Source organism: Corallococcus sp. AS-1-6, from assembly GCF_020037015.1.
In the GTDB taxonomy this organism is placed as follows: Bacteria; Myxococcota; Myxococcia; order Myxococcales; family Myxococcaceae; genus Corallococcus.
In genome coordinates this window covers 336,938-353,280 of record NZ_JAIQDE010000002.1, presented here as the reverse complement: position 1 = coordinate 353,280, position 16,343 = coordinate 336,938, and the positions used below count along the sequence as shown (strand labels likewise).

The 16,343-nt window shown below is 71.7% G+C and carries 13 protein-coding genes; 6 read left to right on the top strand and 7 right to left on the bottom strand.

Annotated elements, in window-relative coordinates:
• Position 1: 1 nt before the first annotated feature.
• Positions 2 to 1,396: a hypothetical protein gene (locus K8612_RS04260; protein WP_223761344.1), complete on the top strand. Its 1,395-nt coding sequence runs from the start codon at positions 2 to 4 to the stop codon at positions 1,394 to 1,396.
• A 124-nt stretch (positions 1,397 to 1,520) separates the two neighbouring features.
• Positions 1,521 to 3,758, top strand: a complete 2,238-nt coding sequence (gene eutB / locus K8612_RS04255; RefSeq protein ID WP_223761343.1) for an ethanolamine ammonia-lyase subunit EutB — start codon at positions 1,521 to 1,523, stop codon at positions 3,756 to 3,758.
• Between the two features lie 42 nt (positions 3,759 to 3,800).
• Here eutB and K8612_RS04250 read toward each other — a convergent pair whose 3' ends face one another.
• From K8612_RS04250 to K8612_RS04235, 4 genes are all read right to left on the bottom strand, one after another.
• On the bottom strand, positions 3,801 to 5,288 hold the full coding sequence (locus K8612_RS04250; protein WP_223761342.1) for an NAD(P)/FAD-dependent oxidoreductase: 1,488 nt from the start codon (positions 5,286 to 5,288) through the stop codon (positions 3,801 to 3,803).
• 187 nt (positions 5,289 to 5,475) lie between these two features.
• Positions 5,476 to 6,237, bottom strand: coding sequence for an energy transducer TonB (locus K8612_RS04245; RefSeq protein ID WP_223761341.1), 762 nt, complete (start codon positions 6,235 to 6,237; stop codon positions 5,476 to 5,478).
• Between the two features lie 116 nt (positions 6,238 to 6,353).
• Entirely contained in the window at positions 6,354 to 7,079 is a 726-nt protein-coding gene (locus K8612_RS04240) for a response regulator transcription factor (RefSeq protein WP_223761340.1), read from the bottom strand.
• Positions 7,076 to 8,905: a HAMP domain-containing sensor histidine kinase gene (locus tag K8612_RS04235; RefSeq protein WP_223742338.1), complete on the bottom strand. Its 1,830-nt coding sequence runs from the start codon at positions 8,903 to 8,905 to the stop codon at positions 7,076 to 7,078. The genes K8612_RS04240 and K8612_RS04235 overlap by 4 nt, the downstream gene beginning before the upstream one ends.
• A 116-nt stretch (positions 8,906 to 9,021) precedes the next feature.
• Here K8612_RS04235 and K8612_RS39140 point away from each other — a divergent pair, with 116 nt between their 5' ends.
• Entirely contained in the window at positions 9,022 to 10,341 is a 1,320-nt protein-coding gene (locus tag K8612_RS39140) for a YXWGXW repeat-containing protein (RefSeq protein WP_306799603.1), read from the top strand.
• 25 nt (positions 10,342 to 10,366) lie between these two features.
• On the opposite strand, the gene K8612_RS04220 is transcribed toward K8612_RS39140, so the two are convergent.
• Entirely contained in the window at positions 10,367 to 11,395 is a 1,029-nt protein-coding gene (locus K8612_RS04220) for a lipoate--protein ligase (RefSeq protein ID WP_223742340.1), read from the bottom strand.
• Positions 11,396 to 11,555: 160 nt separating this feature from the next.
• On the opposite strand from K8612_RS04220, the gene K8612_RS04215 reads away from it, so the two are divergent.
• Complete coding sequence (locus tag K8612_RS04215) at positions 11,556 to 12,308, top strand: pyridoxal-phosphate dependent enzyme (protein ID WP_223761339.1); 753 nt, start codon at positions 11,556 to 11,558, stop codon at positions 12,306 to 12,308.
• Positions 12,309 to 12,322: 14 nt separating this feature from the next.
• Here the strand turns inward: K8612_RS04215 and K8612_RS04210 are convergent, their stop codons facing one another.
• The gene (locus K8612_RS04210; RefSeq protein ID WP_223761338.1) at positions 12,323 to 13,108 is read right to left on the bottom strand and encodes a hypothetical protein; all 786 of its coding nucleotides are present in this window, start codon (positions 13,106 to 13,108) and stop codon (positions 12,323 to 12,325) included.
• A gap of 215 nt (positions 13,109 to 13,323) precedes the next feature.
• Between K8612_RS04210 and K8612_RS04205 the strand changes: the two genes are divergently transcribed.
• Both K8612_RS04205 and K8612_RS04200 read left to right on the top strand, forming a co-directional pair.
• On the top strand, positions 13,324 to 14,253 hold the full coding sequence (locus tag K8612_RS04205) for a triacylglycerol lipase (RefSeq protein ID WP_223742343.1): 930 nt from the start codon (positions 13,324 to 13,326) through the stop codon (positions 14,251 to 14,253).
• A 22-nt stretch (positions 14,254 to 14,275) separates the two neighbouring features.
• Positions 14,276 to 15,340: a lipase secretion chaperone gene (locus tag K8612_RS04200; RefSeq protein WP_223761337.1), complete on the top strand. Its 1,065-nt coding sequence runs from the start codon at positions 14,276 to 14,278 to the stop codon at positions 15,338 to 15,340.
• A 6-nt stretch (positions 15,341 to 15,346) separates the two neighbouring features.
• Here the strand turns inward: K8612_RS04200 and nadE are convergent, their stop codons facing one another.
• Positions 15,347 to 16,342 carry an NAD(+) synthase gene (nadE, locus tag K8612_RS04195; RefSeq protein ID WP_223742439.1) on the bottom strand — a complete coding sequence of 332 codons (996 nt, stop codon included), beginning with the start codon at positions 16,340 to 16,342 and terminating at the stop codon, positions 15,347 to 15,349.
• Position 16,343 lies beyond the last annotated feature (1 nt).

Here is a 16,343-nt window from a genome sequence, read left to right as displayed (position 1 = left end):
CATGGCGGGCATGTCCGTGTCCCTCGTGGTGTCTTTCGGGCTGGGGTGGCTGTTGACGGCCGCGCCCGCGCAGCCGGAGCGCATCGTCCCGTGTTCACCGGACTCCGCTGATGGGGAGGCGGCGCGGGAGGAACTGTCCGCGTTCGATGCGCGGATGGAGGCGCTCCCGGAGGACGGTGAGGTGGACGAGGCGCGGGCAGGCCTTCAATTGCTGCTCAGCCACCGCTGCTTCGGCATCGCGCGCGAGGAAGAGGGCCGGGAGCCCCTCACCTGGGATGAGGAGCACCCGGTGCCCGCGCTCGCGTTGCGGACGTGGTGGCGCGATGGGGGCAAGGCGTACCTCATGTCCCAACTGGAGCTGGGGCGCTCCGGAGCGCGGACCGTCGTGATTCCTCCGGACGTCCGCGACGTGCTGGCGCGCGAGACGTCACCGAAGCACCGGCTCTCCGCCCTGGTGTGCCCGGCGAAGGCCGGTGGGTGCGGCGCGGAGACCGAGGCCTGGCGCGAGCGGGCGGAGAAGGCCTTTCGTGCGGAGAACCGTCGCCCCGGCACGTTCGACGAGAAGCCGCCGCCTCCGCCGGACTGCATGAAGGAAGCCCGGGGGCAGCCTTCACGCAGCCGCTACAAGGCCTGGCGGATGTGTCTGGCGAACAGCCCGAGCGCGCGGAACGTCCAGACGGTGCTTCCGCTGGGCCGCATCCGCACGCCGATGGACGGCTGGCTGGTGATCCGCGGCCGGCGAGGCCATCACGCCTTCTGTGATCAGCTCGACGCCTACCACCTGGCGACGGGGACCGCGTACCGCTCGATGAGTTGCTCCGGCCTGGCGTTGATGCCTGACGGCAACGTGGACGGCGCGGCCACGAATGCGGCGCGGAGGTCCGGTGTGAAGGTGGGGCGCGTGTCGCCGGAGCGGCTCCACGAACTGACGTGGATGCTGCTGATGGTGCCGGAGGTGAAGGACCGCGTGCAGGTGGAGGCCGTGCGCATCCCGGTGCCGAAGGGCCTCCGCGTCGAATGGCCCGCGACCGATGACGGCATCCTGGGTGGGATCGTCGGAGGCGCCTTCGGCGGCTCCACGGCGCAGACGAGGCTGGGCTGGAAGTGGTTTCCTCCCGGGGGCGCGGAGCCCCTGTCGGGCGCGTTCACGTATCCCTATTCGTGGGCCCCCGGCGAGGACCACGCGAACGTGCTCATGAAAGAAGTCGAGGCGACGTTGCAGGAGGGCTGCCCGGGCCTGCCCGTCCCCGTCCGGGAGCTCGACTTCACGCGCGAGCCCGGCGTCAGCCGCGTCGACGCACCGGAGGGCGTGTCGCAGGTCCAGGACGCGCGCGTGGATGCGCTCGTGACCTGGAAGCCCCCACCGGGCTGCGCGCCGGGCAACAACGGCGGGTGAGCTTTCGCGTGCTGACGGTTGCAACACCAAGCATCATGAAGGGCAGGCATCCGGGCGTCACGCAGGCGACAGCGCCCTCGGGGGATGGTGGCGCGGCGGGGGCGCCGGTTAAAGCTCTGGCCCCATGAGCGTCCGTCTCCCCGACGTCCTCCCCCACGAAGACGTATTGGATTACGTGCAGCGCCTGAGCGGCGGCTTCAATGCGCGCCTGTATCAGCAGGTCCTGGGCGCGGCGAACGCGTTCAAGGAAGGCGACGAGGCCATCGGCGTCGCGGCGGCGGATGAAGCTTCGCGGCGCAACGCACGAACCCTCTTGTCGCGCACGCGGCTGGACGACCTGCACGCGCATCCTCCCTTCGAGGACCGGCTGTATGTCTTCAACCTGGAGGCGTGGGAGCCGGTGCGCTGGAGGCGCGTGGCGGACTGGACGTTGGGGCGGCTGAAGGACTTCCTGCTCACCGCGCCGGAGCCCCAGGTGCATGACGTGCTGGACGGGCTGCCCAGTGACGTCATCGCGTGCGTCGTGAAGCTGATGGACGACGCGGAGCTGAAGACCGTCGGTGGGCGCATCTTCCACCCGCTGCCGGGCAGCCGCGTGGGCGCGAAGGGCTACCTGGGCGCGCGCTTGCAGCCCAACTCGCCCACGGATCATCCGGAGGACATCCGCTGGCAGGTCTTCAACGGGTGGTCCTTCGCGGTGGGCGACGTGGTGCTGGGGACCAACCCGGTGTCATCGGACGTGGCGTCGGTGGCCGCGGTGGAGTCCGCGCTGCACGACGTGCTGGTGACGTTCGGGCTGGAGGAGGTGATGCCCCACTGCGTGCTCGCGCACATCGACGTGCAGGCGCAGGTGGAGGCGCAGCGGCCGGGCACCACGGGCATCTGGTTCCAGAGCCTCGGGGGGAACGAGGCCGCCAACCGCACCTTCGACGTGACGCTGGAGAAGATGGTGGCGCACGCGGCGGCGCGCACCGGGCGCTGGGGCCTGTACTTCGAGACGGGGCAGGGCGCGGACGCGACGAACGGGCACCACCACGGCACGGACATGCTCATCCACGAGTCGCGCAAGTACGGCTTCGCGCGAGCACTCAAGCGCCGGGTGGCCCTGGCGCAGGCGGGGGCGGGGCGCGACGCGGCGCCGTGGGTGCACGTCAACGACGTGGCGGGCTTCATTGGCCCGGAGGTCTTCCGCACGCGCGAGCAACTGGTGCGCTGCTGCCTGGAGGACATCGTGATGGGCAAGCTGCACGGCCTCACGCTGGGCCTGGACGTGTGCTCCACGCTGCACATGGACGTCACGCTGGATGACCTGGGCTGGTGCCAGGAGCAGCTCGCGGAGGCCGGGCCCGCGTACCTGATGGCGCTGCCCACGCGGAATGATCCGATGCTCAGCTACCTCACCACGTCCTTCCAGGACCACGTGCGGCTGCGCGAGCGGTACGGCCTGAAGGTGGACGACCGGATGTGGGCCTTCTTCCAGCGCCTGGGCGTCATCGACGCGGACGGCCGGCCCACGAAGCACTTCGGTGACCCTGCCCACGTCTACGTGCACTACCGCCGGGCCAGGGGCGACACGCGCACGGAGGCGGAGCTGCGCGCGGAGGCGGAAGCGAAGATGGCGGAGGTGCGCGCGCGGGGCGTGCCGCTGGCGGTGGGGCATGGCGAGGCGCCCTGGACGCCGGAGCCCGCGCTGGAGCGCGAGGTGCGCGGCCTCTACGACGACGGCAAGGTGGGGTTGTGGTCGGAGCTGTCCGACGCGGCGGTGGAGTCCATCCCTCGCGCGGCGCGGCTCAAGACGCGCTCCCTGGACCGCCGCGACTACATCCTGCACCCGCCGTCCGGTGAGTCATTGGACGAGGCCTCGGAGGCGACGGTGCGCGCGCTGCGCGACCAGCACGCGGGCCGGTATGACGCGCAGGTGGTCGTGTCGGATGGGTTGGATCCCCGGTCGCTGATGGACGAGGGCCACCTGGCACCGTTCCTGGCACGGCTGCGCGCGGAGCTGGAGGCGACGGGCTGGCGGGTGGCGCCGGAGGTGCTGGTGGTGAAGCACGGCCGGGTGCGCGCGGGCTATCAGGTGGGCCACCTGCTGTTCGGCGCGGAGGGGGATCCGCGTCCGCGCGCCCTGGTGCATGTGATTGGGGAGCGCCCCGGCTCCGGGCACCACGCGTTCTCCGCGTACCTCACCGCGCCGGACGCGGACACCTGGGCGAAGCCGGGCGCGGTGGACCACGACCGCACCCGGCTCATCGCTGGCATCTCGGACACCAGCGTCCGGCCGGAGGACGCCGCCGTGGAGTCGGCGCGCATCCTCGCGGAGGCGCGGACCTCGAACACCTCCGTGGTTTCGGGAGTGGCCTAGGTCCGGGGTCAACGGCTCGGCACTCCTGGGGCAGACACGGCTTCAGCGCGCCGAGGCGATGCTCGCGGCGGTGCGCACGCCCCCCACCGCGGTGGCCAGGGTGCTCTGCCCCGGGAACACGGAGTCCCCCACCAACCAGACGCCGCGCTGCGCCTGGAACGGCCCCAGGATGCGGTAGTTGTCCAACCCCGCGCGCCGGGGCACGCCTCCCACCGCGCCGGCCTCGCGGAGCGTGAAGCGTTGGAACGTGCGCGGCGAACCCGTCATGGCGTGCACGACGTTGGCCGTCCACCCTGGGAGCAGCGCGTCCAGGTTCTCTCGCATCCGCGCATGGAGCCCGGCGAAGTACGCCGCCTGCTCCTCGGGTGACATGCCCGCGACCTTCTTCAAGGGGACGTGCGTGGACACCGTCATCGTGCGCTGGCCCGGCCGTGCGCGGCCTTCATCCGAGGCCCCGCTGATGGACGCGAAGAGGTGGTTGCCTTCGACGAACGGCGCCTGCTCGTCGCGCACCAGCTCGAAGTGATGCGCGCCGCCGGAGTCACCTTCGGGCGGCCGCACGACGAGGTACAGCATCGCCGCGCCCCAGCCGTCGTCCACGCGCTCCGCGAGCGCATCCACGCGGGGAAGCTGTCCCACCGGCGCATCCAGCAGCGTGCGCAGCCCTTGCGGCAACACGTTGGCCACCACGTGCCGGGCGAGCAGCTCACCCCTGCGCGCCGTCACCCTCCAGCCTCCGTCCACCGGCGTCACCGCGCGCACCCGGTTCGCCAGCAGCACGTCGCCGCCCCGGTCGGAGATGGCCTTCGTCAGCGCCGTCGCCAGCTTCCCGATGCCGCCACGCACGTGCCCCGTGCCGCGCCAGTAGTAGTCCATCGCCGCGAACGCGAACGGCGCCTCCGCCTCCGCCGCGGGGCACTGCACGGTGATCTGACAGAGCGCATCCAGGTACGTGCGCAGCGGCGTGAAGCCCTCCAGCCCGTGATTCGCGAGCACGGCGCCCAGCGGGCGGCCCAGCCACCGCGCCAGCGGCGCGTACGACCATGCGCGCCCCGCGTGCCGCATCAGCGTCTGGAGGTTCAACGGCGGCAACAGGTCCGGGTCATCGAACAGCGGCCACAGCGCACCGGCCACCTGGGCCTGCAACTCGAAGAACCGCCGCACGCCCCGCACGGGCGCTCCGGGCAGCCCACAGAGTTCCGTGATGAGCCGCTCCCGGTCCCGGTGCACCGGCAACCGCATCCCCGGGGTCCGCAGCTCCACCAGGGGATCCAACCAGTCCACCGTCACGTCCAGCGCGTGCTCGCGGATCCACCGGCCGAAGAGCTGATGCTCACCGAAGCCGGAGAACAGCGTGGCGCCGGACTCGAAGGCGTAGCCGCCGCGCCGGAAGGTGCTCGCGCAGCCGCCCGGGTAGTTGAGCCCTTCGCACAGCGCCACCCGGGCGCCCCGGCGGCACAACTCCAACGCCGTACCCAGGCCGCCGAAGCCCGCACCCACCACCACCGCGTCGTACCAGGTATCCGCCATTGTTCGGGTAAAGGACCGGCACCGGGAGCGGGCCGGGGGAGACCCGCTCCTTCCGGTGCCGGTATCGCGCACATGGCCAGGCGCGACGGGAGTTTCCTAACGGGCCCGCACTCCCGCCGCGATTCTTTTCCCTTCCCGAAGGGGAGGCGGGCGTCCGGGCGCTTTCACTGGCGGACACCCGCCCCTGTTACCGGGGCATCTTCAGCCGGATGTTGAACGTGTACGACACGTTCACCGGACGGCCCTGGAACGTCAGCGGCTGATACCGGCGCGAGTAGAGCGACTCCAGCACCGCGTCATCCATGAACGGCAGGCCCTTGATGATGCGGCAGTCGCGCACATGGCCCTCCGAGGTGATGACGCACTTCGCGATGACCATCCCCTCCACGCCCGCGAGCGCCGCTTCCCGCGTGTAGCTGAACTGCGAGCCGCTCAGCATCCTCGGAGGCGTCATCCCACCCTGGAAGGGCAGCACCTCCGTGCCCGTGGGCGCGGTCGGCACGAGCCCCGCCACGCCGATGGCGCCGATGGGGCTGGTGCTGTTCGGGTCTCCGTCCGGGTCACCCACCGGCCCCGTCTCTCCCGTGCCCGTCGCGCCGGTGGTGGCCGCCGCGTCCGCGATCGTCGTCGGCTCCGGATCCGGCTTCGCCTCCGGCGGATCCGCGGGCAGCGGCTTCGGGTTCAGCGGGACGCGGTCCGTGCGCGGCCTGGGCTTGGGCTTCGGAGCGGCCGTCGCCGGCGCCGGCTGCGCGGCCTGCTTCACGCCCTTCTGGATGGCGGGCGGGTGGAAGACGATGGTCCGCTCGGGAGGCTCGACGGTCTCGGGCGGGCGGCCGGAGATGAAGAACACCAGGCCCAGGAGCCCCGCGTGCACGCCGATGGACACCCACGCGCCCGTGCCGAACCGTCCCGAGCGCACTCCCCGCCGTTCGATGACCGACTCAAACATCTGACCCGCCTCCTGTTCAGGACGGACGCTCCAGGCGTCCCGTCCCACAAGAGGCAAGGTACGAAGTCCCGTCCGCCGGAAGGCAGACGGGGCTCCATGTGTCGGTCATGATTTGGTCATGACGGCCCGCCGCTCGTGACCTCCATGCGGTAGCCCACGCCGCGCAGCGTGTGGATGGTGAAGCCGGACGTGCTCGTCCACCCGAGCTTCTTCTTCAGGTTCGACACGAAGTTGTCCACCGTGCGCGGATCCACCACCACGTCACGGCCCCACACCGCGTCCAGGATTTCGCCCCGGGGCAGGGCGCGGTCGCGGTGGCGCAGGAGGAACGCCAGCAGGTCGAACTCCGTGCGCGTCAGGTCCACCTCGCTGCCGTCCGAGCGCAGCACCGCGCGGCGGCCCAGGTCCAGCGTGAAGGCGCCAAAGGTCACCACCTGCGGCGGCGCCGTGCCCGCCCGGCGCACCAGCGCCTGCACGCGCGCGAGCAGCTCCCGCAGCCGGTAGGGCTTGGTGAGGTAGTCCTGCGCGCCGGCCTCGAAGCCGCGCACCAGGTCGTCCTCCAGCGAGCGCGCGGTGAGCATCAGCACCATGCTCTTCACGCCCTCCGCGCGCAGGCGGCGGCAGAAGCTGTAGCCGTCCTCGCCCGGCAGCATCACGTCCAGGATGAGCAGGTCGAACTCGCGCGACGCCAGGTGCGGCGCCGCGTCCTTCGCGGACGGGGCGTCCGTCACCTCGTAGCCCTCGTCGCGCAGGTTGTCGCGCAGGCCCATGCGCAGGTTGGCGTCGTCCTCGACGATGAGGATGGAGGGGCGGGTGGAGGAGGTCGGCGTCTGCGTCGTCATCGGCGCGTCTCGGGAAAGGTCAGGGCGAAGGTCGTGCCTTCGGGGCCGGAGGAGGCCACCTGGATGCTGCCCTGGTGCAGGCCCATGATTCTGCGGCACAGCGCCAGCCCCAGGCCACTTCCATGCACCTCCGGCCCGGGCGTTGTCAGACGGTAGAAGTCCTGGAACACGCGCTCCCATTCCTCCGGGGGAATGCCCACCCCGTTGTCGCTGAAGAGCACCGTGGCCCCGAAGCCCGGCTGCGGATAGGCGCGCACGGTGAGGACCACCGGGCTGCGCTGGTTGTAGAGGCAGGCGTTGCGGCCCAGGTTGGCGAAGAGCATCCGCACGAGCGACGCGTCCGCGTCCAGCTCCACGTCCCCCACGTCCGAGCGCAGCTCCACCGGCACGGTGACCGCGTCCATCAGGTCGTCGCGCAGGTTGCCCACCGCCTCCTCCAGCCGCATGCGCGCGGGCTTCAGCGCCCAGCGCCCCTTGTCGATGCGGTTGAAGGACAGGATGTTCTCCACCAGGAAGTGCAGCCCCTCCGCCGCGCGCACGATGCGGGTGGGGTAGTCCCCCGCCTCCGGGCTCTTGCCCAGCCGGCGCTCCAGCGTCTCGCCCAGCAGGCGGATGGACGCGAGCGGCGTGCGCAGCTCGTGGGACACGGTGGAGACGAAGTCGCTCTTGAGCTCCACGAAGCGGTACTTGCGCTGCTGGGCCACCACCGCCAGCGCCGCGATGGCCGACGCGAGCGCGCCGCACGCCGCGACGAGCAGTGTCTTCAGGCCGTACCGCGCCTCGATGTCCGCCTCCGCCGCGGCCCAGCCGGGCGTGGCCACCTCCAGCCCCGGGTGCTTCAGGGGCCGCGCCACGCCGCCGGGCCCCAGCCGCACCTGACCATCCCGGGGGATGAGGTTGCGCCCGCGCAGCTCCTGCGTCAGCTCCGACAGCAGCGCGCCCATGTCCACCGCCAGCCCGTGCACCTGCTCGGCCGCGGGCTCCACGTACCACTGCTCGGCCAGCAGGGTGGGGCCGTCCAGCGGCTCCGGCAGCACCAGCGCGCCCGCGCCGGCCTCCTGCACGCGCGCCACGAAGGCGTCGGACGGCTCCGACAGGGCGCGGCTCAGCGCCACGATGCGCGCCTGGAGGAAGTTGAAGTCCGGCTGCGTGAGCTGGGACCGGGCGCGCAGCAGGTTGCGCTGCAGGCCCGCGTCCCGCGCCATGCCGCCCAGCTCCTCCGGGAGGCCCTCGCGCACCAGCGCCCGGATGAGGGGCTGCGTGTCCTCGCCGCGTTGCAGGTACTCCACCATCAGCAGGGTGAAGGGCAGCTCCTGATCCGGCGGCAGCGGGTGCGCCGCGTGGTAGCGCAGCAGGGACTCCACCGCCGCGTCCTTGCGCGCCTCGCTGCCGGAGGCCAGGGCGGCCTGCGCCGCGCGCAGCCGGGCCAGCCGGTCCTGGTAGGGCGAGGGGGCCTGTCCGTCGTCCAGCGCGTGCGCCAGCATCGTGTAGTTGGCCTGCGCCGGCACGTCCGCGCCCTCGCGGGGCCAGTCCACGCGCGGCAGGAACTGGTGGTTGCGGAAGAGCAGGTAGTAGCCCTCGGCGGGCAGCAGCGGGTCACCCACGGCCGCGTTGAGGTTCGGCAGGTGGGTCTTCATCCTCTGCGCGAGCGCGGTGCGCAGTGACTCGGCCGCGAGCTGCTCCAGGGCGATGCGCCGCGAGCGCACCTGGGCGCGCGCGTCCTCACGCTCCTGGGTGAAGATGCGCTGGAGGCTCACCAGCCCCCATCCGAGGGCCAGCAGTCCACAACCCAGGGCGAGCAATGTGGGGAGGAGTCGGCGCAGCATTCGCGTCCCGCGGGACTGTAGCAGTGTCGACAGGTTTGCGGGCCTGGAGCCTCCAGGGTGAATAAAGTGGGGGCAGCCCGCGTCCCCTCGGGTGTCTGGAGATCGGAGACGGAGTCATGGGTTCTCGATGGTGGATGGGTTTGATTGTCGGCCTGGCGTCCCAGGGGGCGTTCGCGCAGACCTCGCCGGTCGCCGCGGATGACTGGGGCGATGATGACGGGTACGCCCAGCAGGCCAACGTGGAGGATTCCGGGCCCATCGCGCCCTCTCCGCCTCCCGACCTGCCCGCCGAGTCACCGACTCCCCGGCCCTATGCCGGCGCCATCTGGACGTCCGGGCACTGGTACTGGGACGGCGACAACTGGCAGTTCAAGTCCGGCGGCTGGGTGGAGCGCATGCCCGGCTACCAGTACATCAACGGCTACTGGGCGCAGGACGGCGACGTCTGGCGCTGGGTGTCCGGCGGCTGGGCCCCGGAGGGCTCCACCGAGGTGGAGATCCCCATCGAGGTCGCCAGCGAGGACGTGAGGGCCACCCAGGCGCCTCCGGCCCTGCGCGTGGAGACGCCGCCCCCCGCGCCGGCCGTGGGCTACACGTGGGCGCCGGGCTACTGGTACTGGGGCGCCAACGGCTACGAGTGGGTCTCCGGCACGTGGATGGAGCCGCCGCGTCCGGGCCTGGTGTTCGTGTCTCCGCACTGGGTGCGCCGCGGCCCGTCCTGGGTGTTCGTGGGTGGCGGCTGGGGCTGGAACGGCTCGGTGCGGGTCGTCGTCCCGGTCTACCGCCACGCGCACATCTCGTTCTCCTTCGGCCGTCCAAACCCGTTCCTGCGCACGTGGTACCGCTACCCGGGCGTGTCGTGGCGCTACTACGGCTACGGGTACGACCGCTACCGCCCGGGCCGCTACCACTACTCGCGTCCGGGGCCGTACCGGTACGGGCCGCGCGTGCATGACGCGTCGCCGGCCGGTCCTCGCTACGGCTCGTCGTACGGCCGGGGTGACAGCCGTCCCGGGCCCTACCGTCCGCAGGGCGGCGGCGTCCACTCGTCGAACAACGGCAACGGTGGCAACAGCGGCGGCTGGGGCGGCACGCGCAATCCGCCTCCCGGTGGGAACGGCACGCGCGGTGGCTCTCACGAGTCCAGCGGCGGCTGGGGTGGCGGCTCCAGCCCCGGTCGCCCGTCGCAGGGTGGCGGGGGACGCTCCTCGTCCGGCAACGGCGGCGGTTGGGGTGGCGGCTCCGTTCGCGTCCAGCAGACCGGCGGTGGGTCCTCCAGCAGCCACGGCGGCGGTTGGGGCGGCGGCAGCTCCGGCCGTGGCGGCGGGTCCCCCTCGCGCGGCTCCAGCGGCGGCGGTGGGTCTCACGGCTCCGGCCACGGTGGCGGCAATGGCGGCGGCTGGGGCGGTGGCCACGGCGGTGGTGGCCATCGCTGAGTGAAGCGACGGCGGAGGGGCCGGGTCAGACCTCGACCTGGCCCATCAGCCACGTCTCCAGCTCCGCCAGCTCGCGCTCCTGCGAGGGGTGGCGGGCGCGGACCTCGGAGACGGCCTGCCGCATGCCGTCGCGGCTGTGCGGCTTGCCGGTGAGCGCCGCCTGCAGGTCCTGCACGAGGTCCGGGTAGAGCGCATCCGAGAAGACCTGCGCGCGGGTGACGTGTCCGTTCTCCGCGTCGACGTGGACCTCGAAGAAGCCCCACGACAGGTACTCCACCATCTGGTGGCTGAAGCGGGGCGCGTTGCCGAAGCGCCAGTCCCACGACGCGTAGTGCTCGAAGGTGCGCTTGAGCGAAGGCTGGCCCTCCAGGAACGAGGGCTCCAGCAGCTCCGGCTCCGCGGTGGCCCCGTGGAAGTCGCAGAAGGCTCCAATCATCGCCTTCACCAGCGACTCATGGGAGGCCTCCGGCTGGAGGTCGCGGATGTTCATCACCCGCGAGCGCACGGACGCGCTGCCCTTGGACTCCAGCTTCTTCGGGTGCGGCGTGAGGTAGTTGGCCAGCCGCGATAGGTTGGCGTGGATGAGGAAGGTGCCGTGGTGGAAGGCGCGGTCCTTCGTCTCGCGGTACGCGCTGCCGCTGATCTTCCGGGGGCCGTCCTCCAGCGGAATCACCAGGTCGTTGCGCCCGGACGCCTGCGCCGTCACGCCCAGCCGCGACAGGGCGTCCAGCAGGATGCTGACGTTCGCCGTCTTGTTGTAGCCCTCCTTCGCGGACAGGAACGTGAAGCAGGTGTTGCCCAGGTCGTGGAACACCGCGCCGCCGCCGCTGGTGCGCCGCGCGAGGAAGACCTTGTCCTCCTCCATGCGCGTGAGGTTGCACTCGGACCACGGGTTCTGGTTCCGGCCGATGACGACCGTGTTGTCGTTGCGCCAGAGGAAGAGCGTCTGGGTGGAGGGGTCCAGCTCGCGGAAGATCCAGTCCTCGGTCGCGAGGTTGAACCAGGGGTTGTACGTCTCCGACAGCAGGATGCGGACGCGAGGAGCTTGAGACATGGGCGGGGAGCATAACCGCCCGCCACGTGGTTGCAGGGACTTGCGCCGTCCCCCGCAGGACATCCGCCCCGTCCCGGGGGCAATGGCCGCGGGGCACCCCCTCCGGAAGACTCAGGCGCATGTCGGGCGCGGAATGCGGTCGTGCGCCAGAGGGGCGGCCATGCGTGGAGTGTTTTCCCTGTCGCGTCCGCGTGCGGGCGGGCCGGTGGTGCTGTGGGGCGGGGCGCAGCCCTCCGGCAGCCTCAAGTACCTCACCTTCGCGCGCTACCTGGCCGCGATGCCGCCGGGCTCGCGCGGGCTGGTGGAGCTGTCCGGCGCGTCGAGCGCGCTGGCGCTGGACGTCCTGGGCCGCGAGCGGGGGCTGCCCACGGTGGCCCTGACGGACGCGGCGGGCGCGACGTACCTGCGCGCCCACGGCTTCCAGGGGCAGGTGCGCCAGGTGGACTCGATGGCGGACATGTTCCACCAGGCCCAGGCCCTGGAGCGCGAGGGCTGGAGCTGGCCCCGGCAGCTCACCAACCGGGCCATGGTGGCGTGCGTGGAGGCCTGGGCGACGGGCCTGCGCGCGCAGGTGCGCGAGCGCTTCCCCACGGTGCGGCACGTGGTGTGCGGCTTCGGCACGGGCGCGACGCTCGTGGGCCTGACGCGCGTCTTCATGGCCGGCGGCTTCACCGTCACCGGCCTGCAGCCCGCGCCCGGCAAGCCGGTGCCCGGCTGGCGCACGTGGGCGGCCCAGAACCTGGGAGCGGAGGACCTCTTCCACGAACACCAGCCGCGCATGCTCCTCTCCACGGCCGCCCCCGCGCCGGATGCCTTCAGCGCGCTCCTGGACTGGGCGCGCCGGCAGCCGCATCCCGAGCGGGTGCTCGTCATCGCGCACAACGCCCGGGAGCAGGACACCGCCCGGGCCTGAGTCGCCCGCCGTGCCTACCGGTGCACCGCCTGGAGCCGGGCCCGCACTGCGGCCACCGCGTCGCGCGGGTACGCGGGCACGTGGGACAGCTCTCGCTCGGCGAGCCGCAGGAGCGTGCGCGCGAGCCCCGGCGTGTCGCCCTCCAGGGCCCGCGCCAGCTCCCCGCCGGTCTCCGGATACACGCGCTCCACGCGCCGCAGCGGATCCAACCCGTCCAGCAGCGAAGCCTCGGGGGCGGGGACGTGGCGCGCGAGCAGCAGGCAGAACAGGCGCACCGCTTCGTGGAGCCGCGCGCACCCGCTGAGCCCTTCGCCGCGCGCGTGGCGCCCCACGCCCACCAGCACCTGCGTGAGCCACTGGCCGAACAGCCACGCGTCGTCCGGGGCCGTGCGCTGGAGCTCCACCGCCGTGTCCCGCGCGCGCGCGTCCATGCGCTCCGTCACGCCGCCCTTGTCCAGCAGCACGCGGTAGCGGTTGACGCGCGCGAACGACAGCTCCTCCAGGTCGAACACCGCGAACTCCAGCAGGTGCCCGTCGCGGTACACGACCTTGAGCCCGTGCGCCGTCTCGCGGAACGCCAGCGCCACGTCCTCCGCGCGGGGCAGCCAGCCGCGCTCCTGTCTCAATGTTTCAGCGTGTCCCGGCCACGCGATGACGAAGAAGTCGTGGTCGCTGAAGGCATCCGGCGCGTAGTCGCGCGCCGCCATCGAGCCCAGCGCCACCAGCCCCCGGGCACGACCGTCCGCGTCAATGCTGTGCGTCAATTCCGTGGTGAAGGCCTGATAGGCGGCGGTGTCCAAGTGCGTTCTTCTCTGGATGGGCCCGCATGCTGCCGTTTCGACGCGGAGCGTTGGAGTGATTGATGCGTTGCGTTGAATTGAAGGGGGCTGACCCGGAGCTGACACGCTTTCCAGTGAATTCTGAGGTTGGCTTGATTTTTATCAGTGTCTCGCCTTATGGGCTGATTCGCGGGTCAATCCCTTCGATGATCCGCCCTCCCCAATCAGGAGCCTGTATGCGAAACGCCGTCCGGACCCTCGTTCTGACTGTCGCGGTTCTTGCCCTCTGGGCGCAGCCCGCGCGCGCCGCGGATACGTACACGCAGACGAAGTACCCCATCGTGCTGGCGCACGGCATGGCGGGTTTCGATTCGCTGTTCGGGGTGCTCGACTACTTCTATGGCATCGAGTCGACGCTGAAGTCGGGCGGCGCGAGGGTCTACGTCACGCACGTTCCGCAGTTCAACACGAGCGAGGCGCGCGGCGAGGCGCTGCTGGCGCAGGTGCAGGACGTGCTCGCGCGTTCGGGCGCGGCGAAGGTGAACCTGATTGGCCACAGCCACGGCGGCCTGGACGTGCGCTACGTGGCGGCGGTGCGGCCGGACCTGGTGGCGTCCGTGACGACGGTGGGCTCGCCGCACAAGGGCGCGGACCTGGCGGACTACCTGCGCAACAACCTCAAGAACGGCTCGTTCACGGAGGGCGTGCTGGCCTACTTCGCCAACAGCCTGGGCACGGTGCTGGGCCTGCTGTCCGGCCACACGCAGCCGCAGGACGCGATTGGCGCGCTGGCGGCGCTGAGCAAGGCGGGCGGCGCCGCGTTCACCGCGAAGTTCCCCGCGGGCGTCCCCACCACGTCCTGCGGCAGCGGCGCGGCGACGGGCACCCAGGGCCAGCGCTACTACTCCTGGTCCGGCACGGACCCCTTCACCAACATCCTGGACGCGTCTGACTACGCGCTGAAGCTGTCGTCCTTCTTCTACAGCGAGTCCAACGACGGCCTCGTGGGCCGCTGCAGCTCGCACTTCGGCACGGTCATCCGCGACAACTACGACATGAACCACCTGGACGAGGTGAACCAGGTCCTGGGCCTCACCGCGTTCTTCACCGACCCGAAGTCCGTGTTCCGCACCCAGGCGAACCGCCTGAAGTCCGCGGGCCTGTAGTCCGCCGCAGGGAGCGCCCGCCATGAAGAGCCGCGCCGTCATTCTCGTGGTCGCGCTGTGCGCCCTCCTGGGTGCCGGCGTCTTCTCGTGGTGGAAGGTCCGGGCGGAGGATGCGCCCGGGCCCGCTGTCCCGCCGCCCGCGGCGCCCGTCGCGCAGGGGCTGCCGCGCGCGGCGTCTCCCGCCGTTTCCGGTGCCGCCGCGACGGCGAGCCCGGCTCCGTCGCGGGACGCGCCGCTGCCGCCGCTGCCCGGCTCGCTCCAGGACACGGAGGAGGACGGCGCGGTGGTGGTGGATGCGTCCGGGCACCTGGTGCCGAACGCGGACCTGCGCCGCTTCTTCAACTACTACCTGTCCGCCACGGGCGAGGAGCCCGCGTCGCTCATCCGCGAGCGCATCCTCACGGCCCTGCGGGCGAAGAAGCTGCCCGCCGCCGCCATGGACGAAGCGGTGCAGGTGCTGGACGACTACCTGGCCTACCTGGAGGCGGCGCGGGGGCTGGGGGCGAAGGGCTCCGCGGCCATGCCGGACGCGGCGGAGCGCCTGGAGGCCCTGCGCAAGCTGCGCCGGGAGCACCTGGGCCCGGGCGTGGCGGACGGCCTCTTCGGACACGAGGAGGCGGTGGACGCCGTCGCCGTGGAGCGGCTGAAGCTGATGAAGGACGCGTCGCTGACGAAGGAGGAGCGCGAGCAGCGCATGGCGGCCCTGGAGGAGCGGTTGCCCCCGGACGTGCGCGCCAGCCGCGAGGAGGCGGTGCGCCCGCTGCGGCAGCAGGCCGTGGAGCAAGAGCTGCTGGCGGCGGGAGCGACGGCGGAGGACCTGCACCAGCACCGGCTGTCCACCGTGGGGCCGGAGGCCACCGGGCGGCTGGAGGCGCTGGACGCGGAGCGCGCGCAGTGGAAGCAGCGGCTGGCGGACTTCCGCGCGAAGCGCGCGGCGCTGGGCCAGAGCGAACCGGACCCGGCCCGGCGTCAGGCCGCGGTGCAGCGGCTGCTGTTCGACTCGTTCACCCCGGAGGAGCGCCTCCGGGTGGAGGCCGCGGACACCATCGACGCGGCCTCCGGTTCCCCTGGCTCCGGCGGCGGGTGAGGCGCTTCAGGCGATCTTGAAGGGCTTCAGCTCGCTGACCTCTTCGAGCAGCAGCGGCTGCGCGTGGAGGTACGCGGTGGTGCGGCGCTTCTGGTCGATGTCGTCGTAGACGCGCTGGATCTGCTGCGGCGTGAGGCCCATCTCCGGCGCGACCTCTTCCGGCGCGACGCCGTGGTTCTTCGCCCAGAGGATGAGGTCCAACTGCGAGTAGTGCACGGAGAAGTAGAAGTCCTCCTGGGACTGCTCCAGGCTGAAGGTGTCCGTGGTGGGCTCGCGGTTGAGGATGCCGTCGATGACGCCCAGGTGCCGCGCGAGCTTGTAGGTCTGCGTCTTGTAGAGGCTGGCGATGGGCTTCACGTCCGCGGAGCCGTCGCCCAGCTTCACGAAGAAGCCCTGATCATACTCCAGGCGGTTGGGCGTGCCGGACGCGGCGAAGTTCAGCCGGTCCGCGTGGAAGTACTCCATCATCTTGCGCACGCGCTGCTTGAAGTTGGTGGCGGCGACAATCTGCACGTAGGCCTGGGGCGTGAGGCGGAAGCGCTGCTCCTGCCCGTCCACCTGCACCACCACGTAGAAGACGTTGAGGGCGTCCGTGTTGAGCCGGTCGCCGTGCATGACGATCTTCCACTTCATGTCCGGCTGGAACGCGGGGAACACGGAGCGCACCGCAGCGTCGCGCTGCGAGTAGCACCCGGCGGCCTCCAGCACGGGCGCGATGTCGTGCAGCGTGTACTGGATGCCCAGCTTCTCGCAGAGCTCGCGGCCCAGCTTGGAGGACAGGCCGCTGGAGTCGCGCTCCGGCAAGAGCAGGCCGAAGACGCGGTCCGGCCCCAGCGCGCGCACCGCCAGCGCCGCGACGCACGCGGAGTCGATGCCGCCGGAGACGGCGACCACCAGGCCGCGCTTGCGCAGCTTCTTGAGGACGGCCTCCTTGAGCCCGTCGGACAGCGACGCGGCCTTGGCCTCCCAGTCCAGTTCCAGCACCTGCTTGGAGAACTTCATC